The sequence below is a fragment of the Shewanella bicestrii genome, from assembly GCF_002216875.1.
GTDB lineage: Bacteria > Pseudomonadota > Gammaproteobacteria > Enterobacterales > Shewanellaceae > Shewanella > Shewanella seohaensis.
This window is the reverse complement of record NZ_CP022358.1, coordinates 3,251,835-3,273,457: the sequence shown is the minus strand read 5'-3', so window position 1 is coordinate 3,273,457 and position 21,623 is coordinate 3,251,835. Positions and strand designations below refer to the sequence as shown.

Below are 21,623 nucleotides of genomic sequence, written 5' to 3'. Positions count from 1 at the left end.
TCATGCGACTATCATCCGCGCAGATCTTTAATCAAAGCATTACGAGTGTACTGCAAAAGCAAACGGCAACTAGCAAGATCCTCGAACAGCTCAGTAGTGGCAAAAAAGTCAATACTGCAGGTGATGATCCTGTCGCGGCGCTAGGTATCGATAACCTGAATCAACGCAATGCCTTAGTCGATCAATTTATGAAGAATATTGACTACGCGACTAATCGATTAGCAGTAACTGAAAGTAAGTTGGGGAGTGCCGAAAATCTGGCATCTTCCATACGTGAACAAGTTATGCGAGCGGTAAACGGCACTCTCGCGGATTCTGAGCGGCAAATGATTGCCGATGAAATGAAAGGCAGCTTAGAAGAACTCTTATCTATTGCCAATAGTAAGGATGAATCTGGCAATTATATGTTTTCTGGCTACAGCACTGATAAAGAGCCTTTTGCTTTCGATAACTCTACACCACCCAAAATAGTTTATAGCGGTGATTCTGGCATTCGAAATAGTTTAGTGCAGTCTGGCGTTGCACTAGGAACTAATGTCCCTGGCGACACCGCTTTTATGAAAGCCCCCAATGGACTTGGCGATTATAGTGTCAATTATTTGGCCAGCCAGCAGGGCGAGTTTAGTGTTAAAACGGCGAAGATTGCTGATCCAGCAACTTATCTAGCTGATACATATACATTTAATTTTTCAGATAATGGTTCTGGTGGAACCAATTTACAAGTACTTGATTCAGCCAATAATCCAGTGGCGAACATTGCTAATTTTGATGCGGCAACCCCTGTAAGTTTTAATGGTATTGAAGTCAACATTTCTGGAAAACCCAGCGCTGGCGATAGTTTCACCATGGAGCCACAGTCTGAAGTCAGCATTTTCGATACAATCAGTCGTGCGATCGCATTAATTGAAGATCCTAATTCAGCTAACACACCTCAAGGTCGATCTCAGTTGGCACAGATATTGAATGACATCGATAGTGGCGTCAATCAGATCAGTTCTGCCAGAAGTGTGGCGGGGAATAATCTGAAAGCCGTTGAAAGCTACAAAGATACTCACATCGAGGAACAAGTGTTGAATACATCTGCTCTTTCTCTACTTGAGGATCTTGATTACGCGTCAGCGATTACGGAATTTGCAAAGCAGCAGCTTGCATTGAACGCAGTCTCTAGCGTGTTTAGTAAGGTGGGTTCTGTTTCCCTGTTTGACTTTATTTAACAGAAAGCAAAGACCTATCCATCTGTAAGATAAATTGTTAAAAATTTAGCCAAGCTCCAAGCCTTGGCAGTATAACTAGGAAGAGGAACTCAACATGGCTATTACAGTTAATACCAACGTGACTTCGATGAAGGCACAGAAAAATTTAAATACCTCCAGTAGTGGTTTAGCAACCTCTATGGAACGTCTATCGAGCGGTCTGCGTATTAACAGTGCGAAAGATGACGCTGCGGGTTTAGCAATTTCAAACCGTTTAAACAGCCAGGTTCGTGGCTTGGAAGTCGGTATGCGTAACGCAAACGATGCAATTTCTATTGCCCAAATTGCTGAAGGTGCAATGCAAGAGCAAACTAACATGTTACAGCGTATGCGTGACTTGACTATCCAGTCAGAGAACGGTGCTAACAGCACTGATGACTTGAAGGCTTTAAAAGCTGAAATGGATCAACTTGCCACGGAAATTGATAATATTGGGAGTAGTACAGCTTTTGGGAAGACTAAACTTTTAGCGGGGGGGTTCTCTGCAGGTAAGATCTTCCAAGTTGGAGCTCAAAATACAGAAGATGTTAAAATAACTGTAAAAACGTCTAATAAAACCTCCCTATCCGTTGGTGCTCTAAATAATGATACATCAGCTAACCGTTCAATAGCGTTAGATAAGATTGACGCTGCAATTAAGACTATTGATTCTCAACGTGCAGACTTAGGCGCTATCCAAAATCGTTTAGCTCACAACATAAGTAACAGTGCTAATACTCAAGCAAACGTTGCCGATGCGAAGAGCCGTATTGTGGATGTGGATTTTGCGAAAGAAACTTCGGTAATGACTAAGAATCAAGTATTGCAACAAACGGGGTCTGCTATGTTGGCTCAAGCTAACCAGTTGCCACAAGTGGCATTATCACTTTTGGGCTAAGCTTAAGGTTGAATATTTTGTAGTGTACTTTTGCCTACTTTTCCTAACCATGGTTAGAAAGTAGGCAAAGTTATTATTGGAGAGTTTCTATCATTATGAAAATAGTAGGTTTTAATAACAAATAAAATTTTTTAAAAAAACTCTAAAGATAAAAAAAATGCGGCCGTTATATATATTGTAACCACTAAGACCCGCCTGGCTTAAGTAGACAGGCAAGTTTAGACAAGCCAGGTATAAAGAGGAAACGATCATGGCCATTACAGTAAACACAAACGTTACATCTTTGAAAGCACAGAAAAACTTAAACACTTCCGCTAGCGGTTTGGCCACTTCAATGGAACGTTTATCCAGTGGTCTGCGTATTAATAGCGCAAAAGATGACGCCGCTGGTTTAGCTATTTCTAACCGATTAAACAGCCAAGTGCGCGGTTTAGAAGTCGGTATGCGTAATGCCAACGATGCTATCTCTATCGCACAAATTGCTGAAGGTGCGATGCAAGAACAGACAAACATGTTACAGCGTATGCGTGATTTGACAGTACAGTCTGAAAACGGTGCAAACAGTACAGATGACTTAAAAGCTCTGAAAGCTGAGATGGATCAACTTGCCAATGAAATTGATGAAATTGGTAAAACAACTGCTTTTGGCAAAACCAAACTTTTAGCGGGTGGTTTTTCTACTGGTAAGAGTTTCCAAGTAGGCGCTCAAAATGCCGAAGATATTAAAGTTACTGTTAAAACTACTAATAAGACCACTTTATCAGTTGGTGCTTTAACTAACGATACATCTGCGAATCGTTCTATAGCATTAGATAAAATTGATGCTGCAATCAAAACAATTGATTCTCAACGTGCAGACTTAGGTGCTATCCAAAACCGTTTAGCTCACAACATTAGCAACAGTGCTAATACACAAGCTAACGTTGCTGATGCTAAGAGCCGTATTGTAGACGTTGACTTCGCGAAAGAAACCTCACAAATGACTAAGAACCAAGTGTTACAACAAACAGGTTCAGCAATGTTGGCGCAAGCTAACCAATTACCCCAAGTGGCCTTATCACTGCTTTAATAACATATTGAAGTATAAGGTTATAAGGGAGGTTCGGAAACGGATCTCCCTTTGCCGCATAAATAGTCATTAAAGTTATAGTGTTTGTTTTGCTGTATAAGACAAATGCTCCTGATGGTGAGGTATAGCTATGGATATCAGTATAGCCAGTACATCAGCTCTGCTTCAAAGTCGAGTTGATTTAGCTCAAGTACCACTGAAAGCACCGACGGCAGATGTTCAATTAAAACGTGATGCTGCCGTATCCGCGGTTGAACAGTCTACAGAGCAAAGTGCAACAGAAAATGAACAAGATCCAGGAAAGTTAACGCAAGTCGCAACTGAGCTTTCTGATATGATGTCTATGATGCGTAAGGGGCTTGCATTTAAGGTTGATGAGAAGTCAGGTCAAGCCGTTGTGACTGTTTTAGACAAAGATACGGGTGATGTCATTAGACAAATGCCGAGTGAAGAAGCACTAGCATTAGCTGAAAAGCTATCTGAAGTGACAGGGCTTTTGATGAAAACAGAGGCTTAAATACTGACATTACTAAATATAGTGATAGTTGATGAGTAAGGGGTTTGTATGGCAATCACAGCGACAGGTATCGGTTCAGGGTTAGATACTGCTAACATTGTAAAAGTATTAGTGGATGCTGAAAAAGTTCCTAAAGAAGCAATGTTTAAAGCACAAGAAGATAGCATTAAAGCTGAGGTTTCTGCTATGGGAACCTTAAAAAGCGCACTGACGACATTTCAGGATGCCGTAAAAAAATTACAAACCGGTGAGGCTTTAAATCAACGCAAAATATCCGTTAGTAATAGTACATATTTAACTGCAACTGCTGATAAAACAGCTCAAACAGGTAGTTATGCTATTAAAGTTGAACAGCTTGCTGTCAACCATAAGATTGCAGGAGCAAATGTTGCGAATCCTGCATCTGGTGTTGGTGAAGGAAGCCTAGATTTTGACATCAATGGAAAAAATTTCTCTGTTGATATAGCCGCAACAGATTCCCTTGATGCAATAGCCAAAAAAGTCAATAAAGCTTCTGACAATGTGGGTGTTACCGCAACCGTAGTTACCAGTGACGCCGGAAGTCGATTAGTTTTTAGTTCCGATAAATCTGGCGAAGATAACCAAATCAGCATCACGGCTACAGATACCACAGGCTCTGGCCTTAGCAATATGTTTGATGCAATGAATACCACAACGCTTCAAGATGCAAAAAATGCTGTCCTCTACATTGATAATCAAAAAGTCACCTCGCAAACTAATGAAGTTAAGAATGCGATTACAGGTGTGACTTTACAGTTAACAGATGCTGATCTTACTAAAACCACTTCACTCAAAATAGAACAAGATAACGATGCAGTTAAAACAAACGTTAAGGCATTTGTTGATGCCTACAATAGCTTAGTTACAACGGTCGATAAGCTGTCATCCTACGATCAAGATACAAATACTGCAGCGGCATTGCAGGGCGACTCGATGATCCGTTCGATTGAATCACAACTCCGTAGTATTGCGAGCGAACGAGTGCCTACCGAAGATGGTGGTTCTATAGCTTTGTATGATATAGGTATCACAACAGATAGATATGGTAAGTTATCTATTGATGATACTAAGCTTGATAAAGTGCTTTCTGAGGATATGTCTAGTGTTGAAGCTCTCTTTGCTACACCAGAAAAAGGCTTAGCTAATCGGTTTTACGATGTTTCTGAAAGCTATGTTAAATCCCGAGGCCTGATTGCAGATAGAGAGACAAGTTATACTAATCAGCAAAGTAGGTTAGCAGATCAAAGAGAAGCCTTTACCCTTAAAATGGATCAGTTAACTGCACGTTTAACAAAGCAGTTTAATGCGATGGATCTTGTCGTAGGACAACTTAACCAGCAGAGTAGTGCTTTACTTGCTAGTTTAAACTCGCTTCCTGGAGCAGTTAAAAAGAGTTAGTAAGTAAGGAAACGTCTAGTGAAACAACTTAATGAACTTAATGAACTTAATATAACGCTCAGCGACACATTGAATCAGTTAACTCGCATCCCCGCAGAATATCCTCAAACTGACGAGTTGGTGTCAAATTTGCAGGTACTCGTTGGAGAGCGTCAACTTTTACTCAATGTATTAGTGGCTGATGCTAGCATGACGGACGCTGATTATCTTCAGTGTCAGCTTGACCTCACTAAAGAGTTCACTATTAAGGCAAATCACATCATGGCGGACAGGCAAGCATTATTACATGCGGGCAGTAAGAATAAGCGCCAGATTAGTGTTTACGAGACAATAGATTCAAACAGGTAGGTATTTATGAGAGGATCGCTGCAATCATATCGTAAGGTTTCGTTAGAAAGTGAGATCACTGTAGCTTCACCACATCGAATCATTCAGTTAATGTTTGCTGGAGCGCTGCAACGTTTGGCACAAAGCCGTTATGCTATTGAGCAAAATGATTTGGCTAATAAAGGTATTTATATTAATAAAGCTATCGGTATTATTACTGGTTTAAGTAATAGTTTGAACATGGATGCCGGTGGGCAAATAGCTAAAAATTTGAGTGATTTATACGATTTTATGCTACGTAAGATTTCTGAAGCTAACCTCAATAACGATGTAAAGGCCATTGATGATGTTTGTGATATTTTACGAACCATCAAAGAAGGGTGGGATGCAATTCCTGCGGATAAACACAATATCACTTCTCATACATAAGCTCGTTAATTGTGTTATAGATCAACAGGAAAAAGGACGCACTGAGTGCGTCTTTTTTTTGGGCTTTCGTCAATTTATTGACATAATTGACTAGAATCATGGGATAAATGAACTAAAATCAATTCAGTTTGGCATAATCCGCATTCGAAGCTTGCTTCTCGACTGCTGATAATACAATATTCATCACAGTAGTGATGGTGGCACAGATTGTTACATTGAATTTGTTAAGCTTTTACAGCAACTAATCATAAATAATTAATGCGAATTGATACCTAATTAGCGCTTTACGGCCTACTGAATGATGCAAACAGATCAACGAATTTTACTTGTCGGAACCCCATCAGAGCGCTTAAGTCGCCTGTGTTGCATTTTTGAATTTTTGGGTGAGCAGATTGAAATCGTCGCCATCGAAAAGTTAAGTCTTTGTCTGCAAGATACCCGGTTCCGCGCTTTAGTGGTCACTGCTGATAACATGCCAGCTGATGCTCTCAAGTCACTTGCGAGTCAGTACCCATGGCAACCCATTTTGTTATTTGGCAATGTAGATGATCTGCAAGTGTCTAATGTGCTGGGTCAGATTGAAGAGCCACTAAACTACCCACAACTAACCGAACTCCTGCATTTTTGTCAGGTTTATGGGCAAGTCAAACGTCCACAAGTCCCAACCAGTGCAAATCAAACCAAACTGTTTCGTAGCTTAGTGGGTCGTAGTGAAGGCATTGCCAATGTGCGTCACTTGATTAGCCAAGTCGCCACCTCTGATGCCACTGTATTAGTCCTGGGTCAGTCGGGGACGGGTAAGGAAGTGGTTGCTCGGAACATTCATTATTTATCTGAGCGCCGAGATGGTCCTTTTATTCCGGTTAACTGTGGCGCGATTCCGCCTGAATTACTAGAAAGCGAGCTTTTTGGTCATGAAAAAGGTTCATTTACGGGTGCCATTTGCTCCCGTAAAGGACGTTTCGAATTAGCCGAAGGTGGCACACTGTTTCTTGATGAAATCGGTGATATGCCCTTACAGATGCAAGTTAAATTGCTACGTGTGTTGCAAGAGCGAGTTTTTGAACGAGTGGGTGGAACTAAGACAATTAACGTCGATGTTCGAGTCGTCGCGGCTACCCATAGGGATCTAGAGAGCATGATCAGCGGTAATGAATTCCGTGAGGATCTTTACTATCGCCTTAATGTTTTCCCTATCGAAATGCCCGCCTTAAGCGAGCGTAAAGACGATGTACCTTTGTTGCTACAGGAGCTGGTGAGCCGTGTATATAATGAGGGGCGTGGTAAAGTGCGTTTTACCCAACGCGCAATAGAATCGTTAAAGGAACATGCATGGTCTGGCAACGTTCGAGAGTTATCTAACTTAGTTGAACGACTCACCATTTTATATCCAGGCGGTTTGGTCGATGTGAACGACTTACCGATAAAGTATCGTCATATTGATGTGCCTGAGTATAGTGTCGAACTCAGTGAAGAGCAGCAAGAACGTGATGCGCTCGCTTCGATTTTTACCAGCGAAGAGCCAGTAGAAATTCCTGAAACGCGTTTCCCCAGTGAGTTACCACCTGAAGGCGTTAACCTCAAGGATCTGCTGGCAGAGCTTGAAATCGATATGATTCGCCAGGCGTTAGAGCTGCAGGATAACGTGGTTGCGCGTGCCGCCGAAATGCTCGGTATTCGCCGAACGACCTTAGTTGAGAAAATGCGTAAGTACGGAATGACGAAAGAATAGTCATTTTGATGTTATTTATCTTATTGTTTTATCTATCTAAATTCATTTCTTAATTTGGCATAGAATCTGCAAACACTCCGTCATAAGCAATTTTTTGACGGAGTGACTATGTCTGCTCATCCACTAGCGCAAATTGAAACATTCAAGCACACTAGCAAACAATGGAACCAACTGCGTGAGGCCGCCAATATGTCCAATCGGATGGAGCATATTTTACAGGCTATGCCCTCTGGCGTGGTGATTTTGAACGGTGATGGTATTGTCACCGATGCAAACCCCGTTGCCGTCGAATTGCTGGAGCAGTCGTTATGCGGCGCCCGCTGGATTGATGTGATCCATACGGCGTTTGCGCCACAGGACGATGATGGCCATGAAGTCTCATTACGCAATGGCCGCCAAGTCAAATTTGCGATTACCCCATTAACGCCGGAACCTGGCCAATTAATTGTGCTGACGGATCTGACCGAAACTCGTCTACTGCAAAAGAATCTTTCCCATCTGCAGCGCCTGTCAGCCCTCGGCAAAATGGTGGCGACGCTGGCGCATCAGGTGCGTACGCCATTGTCGGCTGCACTGTTATATGCTGCTAATCTGGCCAGTCCCAAATTATCGGAATCTGCTAAGGCAAAATTTCAGCAGAAATTAGTGGATAGACTCAATGAGCTTGAACGCCAAGTGAACGATATGCTGCTGATGGCCAAAGGACGTCAAGATGAGCTGGGCGAACTGATTAATCTTAATGATGTTATCGAGAATGTTGTTGCTAACTGTGAACCAATAGTTGCTAAGCATGGCGCTGAACTGGCGGTAACCAATATTTCTAATAGCTTAATGCTGGCGAATGTGAATGCGCTCAGTTCAGCCGTCAATAACCTCGTGATGAACAGTCTTGAAGCCGGGGCAACGCAGATCCAAATCGTTGCTAGTGATAGCAATGAACAGTTACATCTCAATGTCATCGATAATGGCAAAGGGTTGGATGCTAAGATGCAACAAAAAGTGTTGGAGCCTTTCTTTACCACCAAAGCGCAAGGAACGGGCCTTGGCTTAGCCGTTGTGCAGTCTGTGGTGCGTAATCATGGCGGCCAACTGCAATTAAGCTGTATGCCCAATAAGGGTTGTACTGTGTCGCTTACTTTCCCGCAGGCTAAATCTGCTACTGTATTGCCGCTGGAGAAACCCTATGTCTGAAGCCAAATTACTCTTAGTTGAAGACGATGCATCCTTACGCGAGGCGTTGCTGGACACCTTAATGTTGGCACAATACGACTGTATTGATGTGGCATCTGGTGAAGAAGCCATAATCGCACTAAAACAACATCAATTTGATCTTGTGATCAGCGATGTGCAGATGCAGGGCATTGGCGGCTTAGGATTATTAAATTACTTACAGCAACATCACCCCAAGCTGCCAGTGTTATTGATGACGGCGTATGCCACCATTGGCAGTGCGGTCAGTGCAATTAAATTGGGCGCCGTCGATTATTTGGCTAAACCCTTCGCTCCAGAGGTGTTGCTCAACCAAGTTTCTCGCTATTTACCGCTCAAACAAAGTAGCGATCAACCCGTCGTGGCGGATGAAAAGAGCATTGCATTATTATCCTTAGCACAGCGGGTGGCAGCATCAGATGCTTCTGTGATGATCCTTGGGCCAAGCGGCTCGGGTAAAGAAGTGCTAGCCCGTTATATTCATCAACATAGCAGCCGTGCCGACCAAGCATTTGTGGCCATCAACTGTGCGGCCATCCCCGAGAATATGCTCGAGGCGACCCTATTTGGTTATGAAAAGGGCGCCTTTACCGGTGCTTACCAAGCTTGCCCTGGTAAATTTGAACAAGCGCAGGGCGGAACTTTATTACTCGATGAAATTTCAGAGATGGATTTAGGATTACAGGCCAAACTGCTGCGCGTATTGCAAGAGCGTGAAGTAGAGCGGTTAGGCGGCCGTAAAACCATCAAGCTGGATGTGAGAGTGCTTGCCACTTCGAATCGGGATTTAAAGGCCGTGGTTGCCGCAGGGCAATTCCGGGAAGATCTCTATTATCGTATTAACGTGTTTCCACTGACTTGGCCTGCACTGAATCAACGCCCTGCGGATATTTTACCCTTAGCTCGGCATTTACTCACAAAACACGCAAAGGCACTGAGTATCATCGACGTACCCGAATTTGATGAGGCCGCATGCCGCCGTTTACTTAGCCATCGCTGGCCAGGTAATGTGCGAGAGCTCGATAACGTTGTGCAGCGAGCCTTGATTTTGCGATCAGGTACGGTGATTACTGCCAATGACATTATTATTGATGCTCAAGATGTGCCGTTATCGTCCGATGATGCTGAATATTGCAGTGAGCCAGAGGGGTTAGGTGAAGAGTTAAAGGCGCAGGAACATGTGATCATTCTCGAAACCTTAGCGCAATGCCAAGGCAGCCGTAAGTTGGTTGCCGAAAAACTTGGGATCAGCGCGCGCACCTTAAGATACAAGATGGCCAGAATGCGCGATATGGGGATTCAATTGCCTAACTAAGTCGAGTTTTGCAACCTTTCTAGCACCATCGCCACTGGTTATCCTTTGGCGATTTCACACCTATGACCCCTGCAATTCTTTTTAGCTCGGCCAAGTAAAAACTTGGCCGTAGTTTTGCATATCCTCGTTATCTTGAGAGTTTAATCGTCAATAACTCGACGATGGGGAGCACGACATGCAAATTGGCGCGAATTCATTACTGCAAGAAATGCAGTCACTTCAAGGTGAAATCAAACCCTCATTTGGGATTTCACCCAATAATATTGTGCAGCAAGTGAATAACACCAGCGGTGCTGACTTTGGGCAACTTCTCTCTCAAGCCATTGGTAATGTTAGCGGTTTGCAGTCAACCTCATCGAATCTCGTGACTAGGCTAGAAATGGGTGACACGACAGTGAGCCTTTCTGATACTGTTATCGCCCGCGAAAAGGCCAGTGTTGCCTTTGAAGCCACTGTCCAAGTGCGCAATAAGCTCGTTGAAGCTTATAAAGAAATAATGAGCATGCCTGTTTAGGCCTTGAATAACGCAATTAGCAGGTACGAATCGTGAGCACAGAAATGATTGTCGGATCGAATGCCGGCGTAATGGACCAAGGGGTCCAACAGGAAAATAAATCCGGCGTGCTGGGGAGTCTCGGTGGCGTCGATATGATGCGTCAAATCACCATGATTTTAGCCCTCGCCATTTGTTTGGCGTTAGCCGTGTTTGTCATGATCTGGGCACAGGAGCCTGAGTACCGTCCATTGGGTAAAATGGAAACTCAGGAAATGGTGCAAGTACTCGATGTACTTGATAAAAACAAGATCAAATATCAGATCGAAGTTGATGTTGTTAAAGTGCCAGAAGATAAATACCAAGAAGTCAAAATGATGCTTAGCCGTGCAGGGGTTAATAGTCCTGCTGCATCGACCCAAGACTTTCTTACCCAAGACAGTGGTTTTGGCGTAAGCCAAAGAATGGAACAGGCTCGCCTCAAGCATAGCCAAGAAGAAAACCTTGCCCGCGCGATTGAACAGTTACAAAGCGTAAGCCGCGCTAAAGTGATTTTGGCACTCCCCAAAGAAAACGTATTTGCCCGTAATACTTCTCAGCCAAGTGCAACAGTTGTAATTAACACTCGCCGTGGTGGCTTAGGCCAAGGTGAAGTTGATGCCATCGTTGATATCGTCGCTTCTGCGGTTCAGGGATTAGAGCCTTCTCGCGTCACGGTAACCGATTCTAATGGTCGCTTACTAAACTCCGGTAGCCAAGATGGTGTTTCTGCTAGAGCTCGTCGTGAGCTTGAGTTGGTACAGCAAAAAGAAACCGAATACCGCACCAAGATTGACTCGATTTTATCGCCTATTCTCGGGCCTGATAATTTTACCTCCCAAGTGGATGTGAGTATGGATTTCACCGCTGTTGAACAAACGGCCAAACGGTTTAATCCAGATTTACCGTCACTACGCAGTGAAATGACGGTTGAAAATAACTCTACTGGTGGCTCGAGTGGGGGGATCCCTGGCGCATTATCGAACCAACCTCCGATGGAATCTAATATTCCTCAGGAGGCTGATAAAGCTACCGAAAGTGTTACGGCAGGTAACTCGCACCGCGAAGCCACTCGTAATTTTGAATTAGACACCACCATCAGCCATACCCGTCAGCAAATTGGCGTAGTGCGCCGCGTGAGTGTGTCAGTTGCGGTGGACTTTAAACCGGGCGCTGCGGGTGAAAATGGTCAAGTGGCGCGCGTTGCCCGCACTGAGCAAGAGCTCACCAATATCCGCCGTTTACTGGAAGGCGCGGTAGGCTTTAGCGCGCAGCGTGGTGATGTTTTAGAGGTGGTCACTGTTCCCTTTATGGATCAATTGGTTGAAGATGTACCTGCGCCTGAGCTTTGGGAACAGCCTTGGTTCTGGCGTGCCGTTAAGTTAGGTATCGGTGCCTTAGTTATCTTAGTGCTGATCCTTGCTGTGGTGCGTCCAATGCTGAAACGCTTAATCTACCCAGACAGTGTGAACATGCCTGAGGATTCAAGATTGGGTAATGAGCTGGCCGAGATAGAGGATCAATACGCTGCCGACACCTTAGGAATGCTCAATACCAAAGAAGCAGAGTATAGTTATGCCGACGATGGCTCAATTCTTATCCCTAATCTGCATAAAGATGATGATATGATTAAAGCTATCCGTGCGCTTGTGGCCAATGAGCCCGAGCTTTCAACCCAAGTCGTGAAAAACTGGTTACAAGACAATGGCTGAGAATAAATCAAAAGACGCCGCTGAAACCTCAAGTTTCAATATTAAGGATCTCAGCGGTATCGAAAAAACGGCAATTTTACTGTTAAGTTTGAGTGAAGCCGATGCCGCCTCCATTTTAAAGCACTTAGAACCTAAGCAAGTGCAAAAGGTCGGTATGGCGATGGCGGCCATGGAAGACTTTGGGCAGGAAAAAGTCATCGGGGTACATAAGCTGTTTCTCGATGATATTCAAAAGTATTCTTCTATTGGCTTTAACAGCGAAGAGTTCGTCCGTAAGGCGTTAACCGCGGCTCTAGGTGAAGACAAAGCCGGTAATTTGATTGAACAAATTATCATGGGCAGCGGCGCCAAAGGTTTGGATTCCCTTAAATGGATGGATGCGCGCCAAGTTGCGACTATTATCCAAAACGAACATCCACAGATCCAAACCATTGTTTTATCGTATTTAGAGCCAGATCAAGCGGCGGAAATTTTCGGCCAGTTCCCAGAGAATACCCGCTTAGACTTAATGATGCGTATTGCTAACCTTGAAGAAGTGCAACCTGCGGCATTGCAGGAATTAAACGACATCATGGAGAAGCAATTCGCCGGTCAAGGCGGCGCGCAAGCAGCGAAGATGGGCGGTCTAAAGGCGGCGGCCAACATTATGAACTACCTCGATACGGGGGTCGAAAGTCAGTTGATGGAAACCATGCGCGAAACCGACGAGGAAATGGCGCAGCAAATCCAAGACTTAATGTTCGTATTCGAAAACCTGATCGATGTGGACGACCGTGGTATCCAAACCTTGCTGCGTGAAGTGCAGCAGGATGTATTGATGAAGGCGCTGAAAGGTGCAGACGATCAGCTCAAAGACAAAATATTGGGCAATATGTCAAAACGGGCCGCCGAATTGCTGCGTGACGATTTAGAGGCCATGGGCCCAATCCGGATCAGCGAAGTGGAAATCGCCCAAAAAGAAATTCTGTCAATTGCGCGTCGATTAAGTGACAGCGGTGAAATCATGTTAGGCGGCGGTGGCGGCGATGAGTTCCTCTAATCGGAGTGACAATAGCGACAATAAATTGTCCCATCGGGTGGTGAGCGACTCGGAGATCGAGTTCAGCCATTGGCAATTACCCGATGTGACCCAAACCGAAGAGGTGAGTATTTCAAACCTCTTTGGTTATTCGCCGCAGCAAGCGCCGAAGGCGGTGGCCGCCGAAACCATTGCGCCACCCACCATGGCGGAAATTGAAGATATTCGCGCTCAAGCCGAAGAAGAAGGTTTTAACGAAGGTAAGACGCAAGGTTATGCCGAAGGACTGGAGCAGGGCAGACTCGAAGGTTTAGAGCAAGGCCATACCGAGGGCCTAGCCCAAGGTCATGAGCAAGGGCTTGAGGCTGGGCTTGCTGAAGCCAAGGCATTAGTCAGCCGCTTCGAAGGACTGTTAAGCCAATTTGAAAAGCCATTGCAATTACTCGATGGCGATATTGAACATTCCTTAATGACACTCACTATGGCGCTGGCCAAATCTGTGATTGGTCATGAACTTAAAACTCATCCAGAACAAATCCTGTCGGCGCTACGTTTAGGGGTCGAATCTCTGCCAATCAAGGAGCAAAGCGTCAGTATTCGCATGCATCCCGATGATGTTGCCTTGGTGGAGCAGCTATATTCCAGTACCCAATTGAACCGTAATCAGTGGCAGTTAGAGGCCGATCCCAGCTTAAATTCTGGGGATTGTATTATCAGCAGCCAACGCTCGCTGGTGGACTTAACCCTGTCCTCGCGCATCGATGCGGTGTTTGAGTCCTTACGTAATCAACAGTCCCATTTGAGTCACCAGCAGCAACAGCGCCAAGCGGTTCTCGATGAGGAAAACGCTGCAAAACGGGGATCGAGTTCAGAGCTAGGTGACGAGGCGCAGAGCACCGAGTCCCTGAGTACAGAGTCGCAAGCTGATGGAGAGCAAGATGCAAAATCGCCGCCATCAACTGCTGAATAAATTGAATCATTGCATCGACAAAGTCCCGCCATTTCGAGCCGTCGCCAGTGGTCAACTTGTGCGCGTGGTAGGTTTAACCTTAGAGGCGAGTGGTTGCCGTGCGCCCGTGGGCAGCCTGTGCTCTATCGAAACCATGGCTGGAGAGTTGATTGCCGAAGTCGTCGGTTTTGACGATGAACTGCTGTACCTTATGCCGATTGAGGAATTACGCGGCGTGTTACCCGGCGCCCGTGTCGTCCCCCTCGGTGAGCAAGCGGGGCTGAGTGTGGGCTTATCCCTATTGGGACGCGTGCTCGATGGTAATGGTGTGCCGTTAGACGGTCTTGGCGCGTTATCGACCGAACAGCAGGCGCCAAGGCACAGTAACGCCATCAACCCACTTTCTCGCCGTGCGATTACCGAACCACTCGATGTGGGTGTGCGCGCCATCAATGCCATGCTCACCGTTGGTAAGGGCCAACGTATGGGCCTATTTGCAGGCTCGGGTGTGGGTAAGAGTGTGCTGTTAGGGATGATGACACGGGGCACGACAGCTGACATCATTGTGGTGGGACTCGTCGGGGAGCGTGGCCGCGAAGTTAAAGAATTTATTGAAGAAATCCTCGGTGAAAAGGGCAGAGCACGCTCTGTTGTGGTGGCGGCGCCCGCCGATACCTCACCCTTGATGCGCCTTCGCGCCTGTGAAACTTCGACTCGTATCGCTGAGTATTTTCGTGATTTAGGCTATAACGTATTGTTATTAATGGATAGTCTGACTCGTTACGCCCAAGCGCAGCGTGAGATTGCTCTGGCCGTAGGTGAACCGCCGGCAACTAAAGGTTATCCGCCTTCGGTATTTGCTAAATTGCCACGCTTGGTTGAGCGGGCGGGTAATGGTGGGCCTGGACAAGGTTCTATCACCGCATTTTATACTGTGCTGACCGAGGGCGACGATCAACAGGATCCGATTGCCGATGCTTCTCGGGCGATCCTCGATGGACATATTGTGCTTTCACGCTCGCTGGCGGATTCTGGGCATTATCCCGCAATCGATATTGAGGCTTCGATCAGCCGTGTGGCCCCAATGGTGATTTCGAGCGAGCACTTAGAAGCCATGCGCCGCGTCAAGCAGACTTATTCCCTCTACCAACAGAATAAGGATCTGATTTCGATTGGTGCCTATGCCCAAGGCAGCGATCCGCGAATCGATAACGCTATACGCCTGCAACCTGCGATGAATGCCTTTTTACGGCAGACCATGCGTGATGCCTTTAGTTTTGCCGATAGCCAAGTCATGCTTGGGCAACTCGCGGCACAATGTAAATAATCGAGACTGTTATGGCGAATGCCGATCCCCTCTTACTTGTGTTGAAATTAGCCCTCGATGCAGAGGAGCAGGCCGCACTGCTGCTAAAGTCGGCGCAACTAGAGTGTCAAAAGCGCCAAAATCAGTTGGATGCACTCAACAATTATCGCTTGGACTATATGAAGCAGATGCAGTCCCAGCAGGGCCAAGCCATTAGCGCTAGCCATTATCACCAATTCCATCGTTTTATTCGGCAAATCGATGAGGCCATTGCCCAGCAAAATCGTGTGGTCGCCGATGGTGAGAAGCAGAAAAACTATCGTCAGCAACATTGGCTTGACAAGCAAAAGAAACGCAAGGCGGTTGAACTGCTCTTGGATAATAAAGAGAAAAAACGCCAAGCTCTTGAGTTGAAAAAAGAGCAAAAGATGACCGATGAATTTGCCTCTCAGCAGTTTTTTCGCCGCAATAAACCCTAACCCAAGCTCGCCATTGTGCGTATAAGCTGTTTCTTCTAAATGTAACCCTCACTTATTGGCACTTTATTTGCTTGCTTTACACCAGAGATGGCTATAGCCGCATAAATTGACGTTTGCCCACACGTTTTTATGTCTTCGGGTGAATGTTTAGGAGCTGATATGCAACAAATGAACAATATCCTATTAGCGTCAAGCGCGAAAAATAGCGCTAGCTCAAGTAAAGCATTGACTCAAGATACTAATAGTGAAGACTTTTCTGCAGCGTTGGCTTCAGTCACATCCGTATCTTCCCCCTCGACTAAAACCTCTGTGTCTCAGGATGTGGCCGTCAAATCTGCCAAAGCGGAAGCCAGCACTGATGATACCAAAACTGATGATGAAGCCGATATCAACTTGATTTTCGCCCAGATTGGTATGGCAAATGAGATGAAGAAAGCGGCAGCGCCGGGCGAGTCTTTGCCGCTTGAGGCTGATATCACGGCAACGGATGATGCCGATGCCGACTCATCCTCGTTATTAGTCGATGATCAATCTCAGACCGACAGCTCTATTGTTGACGGTACTTTTTCCGATGAAATGGCTAAGTTCGCTCAGTCCACTAACACTGGCCTTGGCGATAACAAACTGAAGGTTAGTACTGAATCAGAAGACTCTGGGGCTGTCGCTCCAAAGGTGGCCGGACAAAATACTGCGCAAGCCGCCGCACAGTTATTACAACAGCAAGCCTCACAACAGAACGCCGTTGATGCTGAAAGTGTAGAACAACCGATTCAAGCTGCTGATGTCACTGATACTGAGAGTGTAGAGCCACAGATTCCAGCTGCTGATGTCGATGCTTTGGTTGCGGCCGTAACTGTTGCGGAAGCGGATAGTCAAGGCACCTCTGTTGATGAGCCGCATTTGATTGATGATGCAGCGTTACTTACAGGTCTGCGCAGCGAAAAGTTCGTTAAACCGCCCGAAAATAATATTTTACCCATTGAGGGTGAGCCCGTATTAGGGGGAAAAGAGCTTGGTACCGCAGAAATTGGCGCTAAGGCGATAAATGTGTCGACGCAGCCAGCAGATAAAGCTCTTGCACCCCAAGGTATGGGATCCCAAGTCATTGATAATCAAACACCAATCAAAGCGGCCAATGCCTCTGCGAGTGATGTATTAACGACGAATGCGGCAACAGCCGCGAATACTAACGATCTTAATACCTTAGGCACTAATGCGGCGGCTAATGTATCAGGTACCGCAGCCATCGATCCGAATCTTACTGCCGACAACCCATCCCGCGCCGAGATTTCAGCAGGCTTTTTGCTAAAAGACGCTAAGTTAGCGGTTACTCTCGATGCGCAGCAAGATAGCCAAGTTGCTGCTTTAAGTTCTGGCAGTGAAGAGGCGGGCAGCGAGTTTAAGCCTGTGGAATTTAAAGCGGTATCTTCACTGCATTCTTTGGCAACGCCGGCAACCCAGCGTCAAGATATTCCTCAAGTGCAGCTTTCCTTGCGCCAAGGTGTAGAAACTCAAAACCAAATGCAGGAGATGATCCAGCGGTTCTCGCCTGTGATGAAGCAGCAATTAGTGACTATGGTGAGTCAAGGGATCCAACAGGCGGAAATCCGTTTAGATCCGCCAGAACTTGGACATATGTTGGTTAAAGTACAAGTACATGGCGACCAGACACAAGTGCAGTTCCATGTCACACAATCACAAACCCGCGATGTTGTAGAGCAAGCCATTCCTCGCCTACGTGAATTATTACAGGAGCAGGGCATGCAATTGGCCGACAGTCATGTTTCTCAAGGGGACCAAGGTCAACGCCGCGAGGGGGGATTTGGTGAAGCGGGTGGTTCGAGCGGTGGAAATGTGGATGATTTCTCGGCAGAAGAGCTAGATTTAGGTTTAAATCAAGTAACTAGTTTAAATTCAGGTATAGATTATTACGCTTAAGAAGGTAACCTATAGCAATAAAGCGGATTATGCGCCAAGCCCTGATCCCATTCCCGAATTTAGCCAATTAAAGAGTATAGAAAATGGCCAAGGAAGAATCATTAGAACTTGAAAGCACCGAAGCGCCTAAGAGTAAGAAGAAGTTTATTTTTATCGGTGCGGGCGTGTTTGCAGCCCTGTTGATTGGGGGCGCCCTGTGGTTTTTCCTCGGTAGCAGTGATGAGGCACCCGAAGTCGCCGCCGAAGGTGCTACAGCAACGGAGGCGACCTCTCCTGCCGCCGATGCGGCTATGGCGGCCTATGTGCCAATGCCACGGCCCTTTTTATTTAACCTCCCAGGGCCTGACCGTGCTCGTCTCGTTGAAATTAAAGTACAACTGATGGTCAGAGGCCAAGACGATGATGTGTTGACCCAAAAGCATATTCCGTTGATTGAAGATGCGCTGTTAACCACCTTTAGTGGCGCCGATGTGCAAAAGTTAAGTACACAGGCGGGTAAAGATGAATTACGGCAATTAGCACTGCTGAGCGTACAAAATACCTTGCAATCTGTGACCGGACGTAAAGTGGTTGAGAAAGTGCTCTTCACCGGTTTTGTTATGCAATAACCTTTTATCTTCAGCACCTTAAAGAGGCGAAGACAATACTGTGAGTGATTTATTAAGCCAAGACGAAATTGATGCGCTCTTACACGGAGTCGATGACGTCGAAGAGGATAATGAGCTTGATGCCGCGGGGCTAGAAGCTCGCTCCTACGACTTTTCCTCCCAAGACCGTATTGTGCGTGGCCGTATGCCCACGCTCGAGATTGTGAATGAGCGTTTTGCCCGTCACCTGCGGATCAGCATGTTCAACATGATGCGTCGTGCGGCCGAAGTGTCGATTAACGGCGTGCAAATGTTGAAATTTGGTGAGTACGTACACACCTTGTTCGTCCCGACTAGCTTGAATATGGTGCGTTTCCATCCCTTAAAAGGCACGGCACTGATCACCATGGAAGCGCGTTTAGTGTTTATTCTGGTGGACAACTTTTTTGGCGGCGATGGCCGTTTCCATGCCAAGATTGAAGGGCGGGAATTTACCCCAACTGAACGTCGCATCGTGCAGTTATTGCTTAAGATTATCTTTGAAGATTATAAAGATGCTTGGGCGCCAGTGATGGATGTCGAGTTTGATTATTTAGACTCCGAAGTAAACCCCGCGATGGCCAACATCGTCAGCCCCACTGAAGTGGTGGTGATTAACTCCTTCCACATCGAAGTGGATGGCGGTGGCGGTGACTTCCATATCACTATGCCTTATTCGATGATTGAACCTATCCGTGAACTACTCGATGCGGGTGTGCAGAGTGATAAACAAGACACCGACATGCGTTGGTCACAGGCGCTGCATGACGAGATTATGGATGTGAAAGTCGGATTTGATGCCAGTGTGGTTGAACATGAGCTCACACTCAAAGATGTCATGAACTTCAAGGCAGGGGACATTATTCCGATCGAGCTGCCTGAATACATTATGATGAAAATCGAAGACTTACCGACGTATCGCTGTAAAATGGGGCGTTCACGCGATAATCTAGCACTTAAAATTTACGAAAAAATCCCACGTCCTGAAACGGTCAAATCCGAACTGCAATTAGTGACACGTAAAGGCAAAGCCAGAGACATATCCGAATTATAAAGGTGAAGTGAGATGAGTACAGATGATGATTGGGCTGCAGCCATGGCTGAACAGGCATTGGAAGAAGCTAATGCCATTGACCTTGACGAGCTGGTAGACGACTCGCAGCCAATAAGTAAGGCCGAAGCCGCCAAACTAGACACTATTTTAGATATCCCTGTGACGATTTCGATGGAAGTTGGCCGCAGCTATATCAGCATTCGTAACCTGCTGCAGCTGAACCAAGGTTCTGTGGTGGAGTTGGATAGGGTGGCGGGTGAGCCGCTCGATGTGATGGTCAATGGCACGCTTATCGCCCATGGCGAAGTGGTTGTGGTTAACGATAAGTTCGGTATTCGGCTAACGGATGTGATCAGTCAAACTGAGCGGATTAAAAAGCTTAAGTAATTTATCTATTAAGACAAAGCCTGAAGGAGCGAGATGAGCACATCGGTCATACTCAGTCTAGTGTCAGCGACTCAGGCGAGTGTTGCTGGCGTTGCTAACGAAAGTGCCGCGACAGCAACGAAATTGGCTGAACCTTCGCAAATGGCCGCCGCAGCGAGCATGCTAGGCGGTCTTATTTTAGTGTTATTGCTTATCTTCGCCTTAGCGTACCTGCTGCGGCGATTTAATTTAGTGCCGACGGATCACAGCGTACTGAAAACCCTCGCGGTCACATCGCTTGGGCAGAAGGAGCGTTTGGTATTAGTTCAGGTCGGTGAACAGCAGTATTTGTTGGGTGTTAGCGGGCAACAAGTTAATTTAATTGATAAATTAGCTGAACCAATTCAAATTGAGTCCGTTTCCTTTGCGGACAAGCTACGGCAGGCGAAATTAAAACAATGATGAAGTACATACTCAGCTTGATTGGGGTTAGTACCCTGTTGTTTGCCGCATCGGTGGGCGCGGCCGATGGTGTATTGCCGGCGGTCACCGTAAAAACCGCTGCCGATGGTTCGACCGAATATTCGGTGACCATGCAGATCCTATTACTAATGACTTCGCTGAGCTTTATTCCTGCGATGGTCATTATGTTGACTTCCTTTACCCGCATCATAGTGGTTCTCTCGATTTTGCGCCAAGCTATTGGTTTACAACAGACACCTTCTAACCAAGTCTTGATTGGTATGAGCCTGTTTATGACCTTTTTCATTATGGCGCCAGTGTTCGACAAAATTTATGACCAAGGGGTAAAACCCTATATCGATGAGCAGCTCACGCTGCAACAGGCCTTCGATAAGGGCAAAGAGCCATTACGAGCATTTATGTTAGGGCAGGTGCGTACCACAGATCTGAAAACCTTTATCGATATCTCGGGGTATCAAAACATTAATTCCCCAGAAGAAGCGCCAATGAGCGTGTTGGTGCCAGCTTTTATTACCAGCGAACTGAAAACCGCCTTTCAAATTGGGTTTATGTTGTTTGTGCCATTTTTAGTGCTCGACCTTGTGGTTGCCAGTATCTTGATGGCCATGGGTATGATGATGCTCTCGCCGATGATTGTTTCTTTACCCTTCAAGATCATGTTGTTTGTGCTTGTTGATGGCTGGGGCCTAGTGATGGGCACTTTAGCCAATAGCTTTGGTTAGATGAGCGGAGATTCGCGATGACGCCAGAAGCCCTAATCGATATTTTCCGTGAAGCCTTAGCCGTGATTGTCATGATGGTTTCGGCCATCGTGCTGCCGGGCTTGGGTATTGGCCTCATTGTGGCGGTGTTCCAAGCCGCGACCTCAATTAACGAACAGACTTTAAGCTTTTTGCCTCGACTGATAGTGACCTTACTAGCCTTGATGGTTATGGGACACTGGTTAGTGCAAACCCTCATGGATTTCTTTATCGAAATGGTTAACCGCATTCCCCAAGTGGTGGGCTAATCCG

Annotated in this window: 23 protein-coding genes; all 23 read left to right on the top strand. The window is 46.1% G+C overall.

The window, feature by feature from the left end:
* Positions 1–2: 2 nt before the first annotated feature.
* The 23 genes from flgL (at position 3) to fliQ (ending at position 21,619) form a co-directional block, all read left to right on the top strand.
* On the top strand, positions 3–1,214 hold the full coding sequence (flgL, locus tag CF168_RS14230) for a flagellar hook-associated protein FlgL (RefSeq protein WP_069453238.1): 1,212 nt from the start codon (positions 3–5) through the stop codon (positions 1,212–1,214).
* 94 nt (positions 1,215–1,308) lie between these two features.
* The gene (locus CF168_RS14225; protein ID WP_089068197.1) at positions 1,309–2,130 is read left to right on the top strand and encodes a flagellin; all 822 of its coding nucleotides are present in this window, start codon (positions 1,309–1,311) and stop codon (positions 2,128–2,130) included.
* Between the two features lie 250 nt (positions 2,131–2,380).
* On the top strand, positions 2,381–3,199 hold the full coding sequence (locus tag CF168_RS14220; RefSeq protein ID WP_089068196.1) for a flagellin: 819 nt from the start codon (positions 2,381–2,383) through the stop codon (positions 3,197–3,199).
* Between the two features lie 130 nt (positions 3,200–3,329).
* Positions 3,330–3,716 carry a flagellar protein FlaG gene (locus CF168_RS14215; protein ID WP_089068195.1) on the top strand — a complete coding sequence of 129 codons (387 nt, stop codon included), beginning with the start codon at positions 3,330–3,332 and terminating at the stop codon, positions 3,714–3,716.
* 48 nt (positions 3,717–3,764) lie between these two features.
* A complete protein-coding gene (gene fliD / locus CF168_RS14210; RefSeq protein WP_089068194.1) occupies positions 3,765–5,135 on the top strand; it encodes a flagellar filament capping protein FliD in 1,371 nt (456 codons plus the stop codon).
* 18 nt (positions 5,136–5,153) lie between these two features.
* The gene (locus tag CF168_RS14205; protein WP_011716410.1) at positions 5,154–5,483 is read left to right on the top strand and encodes a hypothetical protein; all 330 of its coding nucleotides are present in this window, start codon (positions 5,154–5,156) and stop codon (positions 5,481–5,483) included.
* A 6-nt stretch (positions 5,484–5,489) separates the two neighbouring features.
* The gene (gene fliS / locus CF168_RS14200) at positions 5,490–5,891 is read left to right on the top strand and encodes a flagellar export chaperone FliS (protein ID WP_089068193.1); all 402 of its coding nucleotides are present in this window, start codon (positions 5,490–5,492) and stop codon (positions 5,889–5,891) included.
* Between the two features lie 298 nt (positions 5,892–6,189).
* Entirely contained in the window at positions 6,190–7,623 is a 1,434-nt protein-coding gene (locus tag CF168_RS14195) for a sigma-54 dependent transcriptional regulator (protein WP_089068192.1), read from the top strand.
* A gap of 108 nt (positions 7,624–7,731) precedes the next feature.
* Positions 7,732–8,814 carry a sensor histidine kinase gene (locus CF168_RS14190; RefSeq protein WP_089068191.1) on the top strand — a complete coding sequence of 361 codons (1,083 nt, stop codon included), beginning with the start codon at positions 7,732–7,734 and terminating at the stop codon, positions 8,812–8,814.
* Positions 8,807–10,147, top strand: a complete 1,341-nt coding sequence (locus tag CF168_RS14185) for a sigma-54-dependent transcriptional regulator (RefSeq protein ID WP_089068190.1) — start codon at positions 8,807–8,809, stop codon at positions 10,145–10,147. The genes CF168_RS14190 and CF168_RS14185 overlap by 8 nt, the downstream gene beginning before the upstream one ends.
* A 175-nt stretch (positions 10,148–10,322) precedes the next feature.
* Complete coding sequence (gene fliE / locus CF168_RS14180) at positions 10,323–10,661, top strand: flagellar hook-basal body complex protein FliE (RefSeq protein ID WP_088585293.1); 339 nt, start codon at positions 10,323–10,325, stop codon at positions 10,659–10,661.
* Positions 10,662–10,705: 44 nt separating this feature from the next.
* Positions 10,706–12,391, top strand: a complete 1,686-nt coding sequence (gene fliF, locus CF168_RS14175; protein WP_167373710.1) for a flagellar basal-body MS-ring/collar protein FliF — start codon at positions 10,706–10,708, stop codon at positions 12,389–12,391.
* A complete protein-coding gene (fliG, locus tag CF168_RS14170) occupies positions 12,384–13,430 on the top strand; it encodes a flagellar motor switch protein FliG (RefSeq protein WP_011716417.1) in 1,047 nt (348 codons plus the stop codon). The genes fliF and fliG overlap by 8 nt, the downstream gene beginning before the upstream one ends.
* Positions 13,417–14,379: a flagellar assembly protein FliH gene (gene fliH / locus CF168_RS14165; protein ID WP_011716418.1), complete on the top strand. Its 963-nt coding sequence runs from the start codon at positions 13,417–13,419 to the stop codon at positions 14,377–14,379. The genes fliG and fliH overlap by 14 nt, the downstream gene beginning before the upstream one ends.
* Entirely contained in the window at positions 14,348–15,685 is a 1,338-nt protein-coding gene (gene fliI / locus CF168_RS14160) for a flagellar protein export ATPase FliI (protein WP_088585295.1), read from the top strand. The genes fliH and fliI overlap by 32 nt, the downstream gene beginning before the upstream one ends.
* 11 nt (positions 15,686–15,696) lie before the next feature.
* Positions 15,697–16,143 carry a flagellar export protein FliJ gene (gene fliJ, locus CF168_RS14155; protein WP_055647463.1) on the top strand — a complete coding sequence of 149 codons (447 nt, stop codon included), beginning with the start codon at positions 15,697–15,699 and terminating at the stop codon, positions 16,141–16,143.
* A 159-nt stretch (positions 16,144–16,302) separates the two neighbouring features.
* Positions 16,303–18,081, top strand: a complete 1,779-nt coding sequence (locus tag CF168_RS14150; RefSeq protein WP_089068188.1) for a flagellar hook-length control protein FliK — start codon at positions 16,303–16,305, stop codon at positions 18,079–18,081.
* A gap of 83 nt (positions 18,082–18,164) precedes the next feature.
* A complete protein-coding gene (gene fliL, locus CF168_RS14145; protein ID WP_089068187.1) occupies positions 18,165–18,689 on the top strand; it encodes a flagellar basal body-associated protein FliL in 525 nt (174 codons plus the stop codon).
* Positions 18,690–18,729: 40 nt separating this feature from the next.
* Positions 18,730–19,761 (top strand): flagellar motor switch protein FliM, encoded by a 1,032-nt coding sequence (fliM, locus tag CF168_RS14140; RefSeq protein WP_011716423.1) that lies wholly within the window; start codon positions 18,730–18,732, stop codon positions 19,759–19,761.
* Positions 19,762–19,773: 12 nt separating this feature from the next.
* Positions 19,774–20,148 carry a flagellar motor switch protein FliN gene (gene fliN, locus CF168_RS14135; protein ID WP_011622077.1) on the top strand — a complete coding sequence of 125 codons (375 nt, stop codon included), beginning with the start codon at positions 19,774–19,776 and terminating at the stop codon, positions 20,146–20,148.
* 33 nt (positions 20,149–20,181) lie between these two features.
* Positions 20,182–20,589, top strand: coding sequence for a flagellar biosynthetic protein FliO (fliO, locus tag CF168_RS14130; protein WP_086903724.1), 408 nt, complete (start codon positions 20,182–20,184; stop codon positions 20,587–20,589).
* Entirely contained in the window at positions 20,586–21,332 is a 747-nt protein-coding gene (gene fliP, locus CF168_RS14125; RefSeq protein WP_089068186.1) for a flagellar type III secretion system pore protein FliP, read from the top strand. The genes fliO and fliP overlap by 4 nt, the downstream gene beginning before the upstream one ends.
* A 17-nt stretch (positions 21,333–21,349) precedes the next feature.
* The gene (fliQ, locus tag CF168_RS14120; protein WP_011622080.1) at positions 21,350–21,619 is read left to right on the top strand and encodes a flagellar biosynthesis protein FliQ; all 270 of its coding nucleotides are present in this window, start codon (positions 21,350–21,352) and stop codon (positions 21,617–21,619) included.
* Positions 21,620–21,623 lie beyond the last annotated feature (4 nt).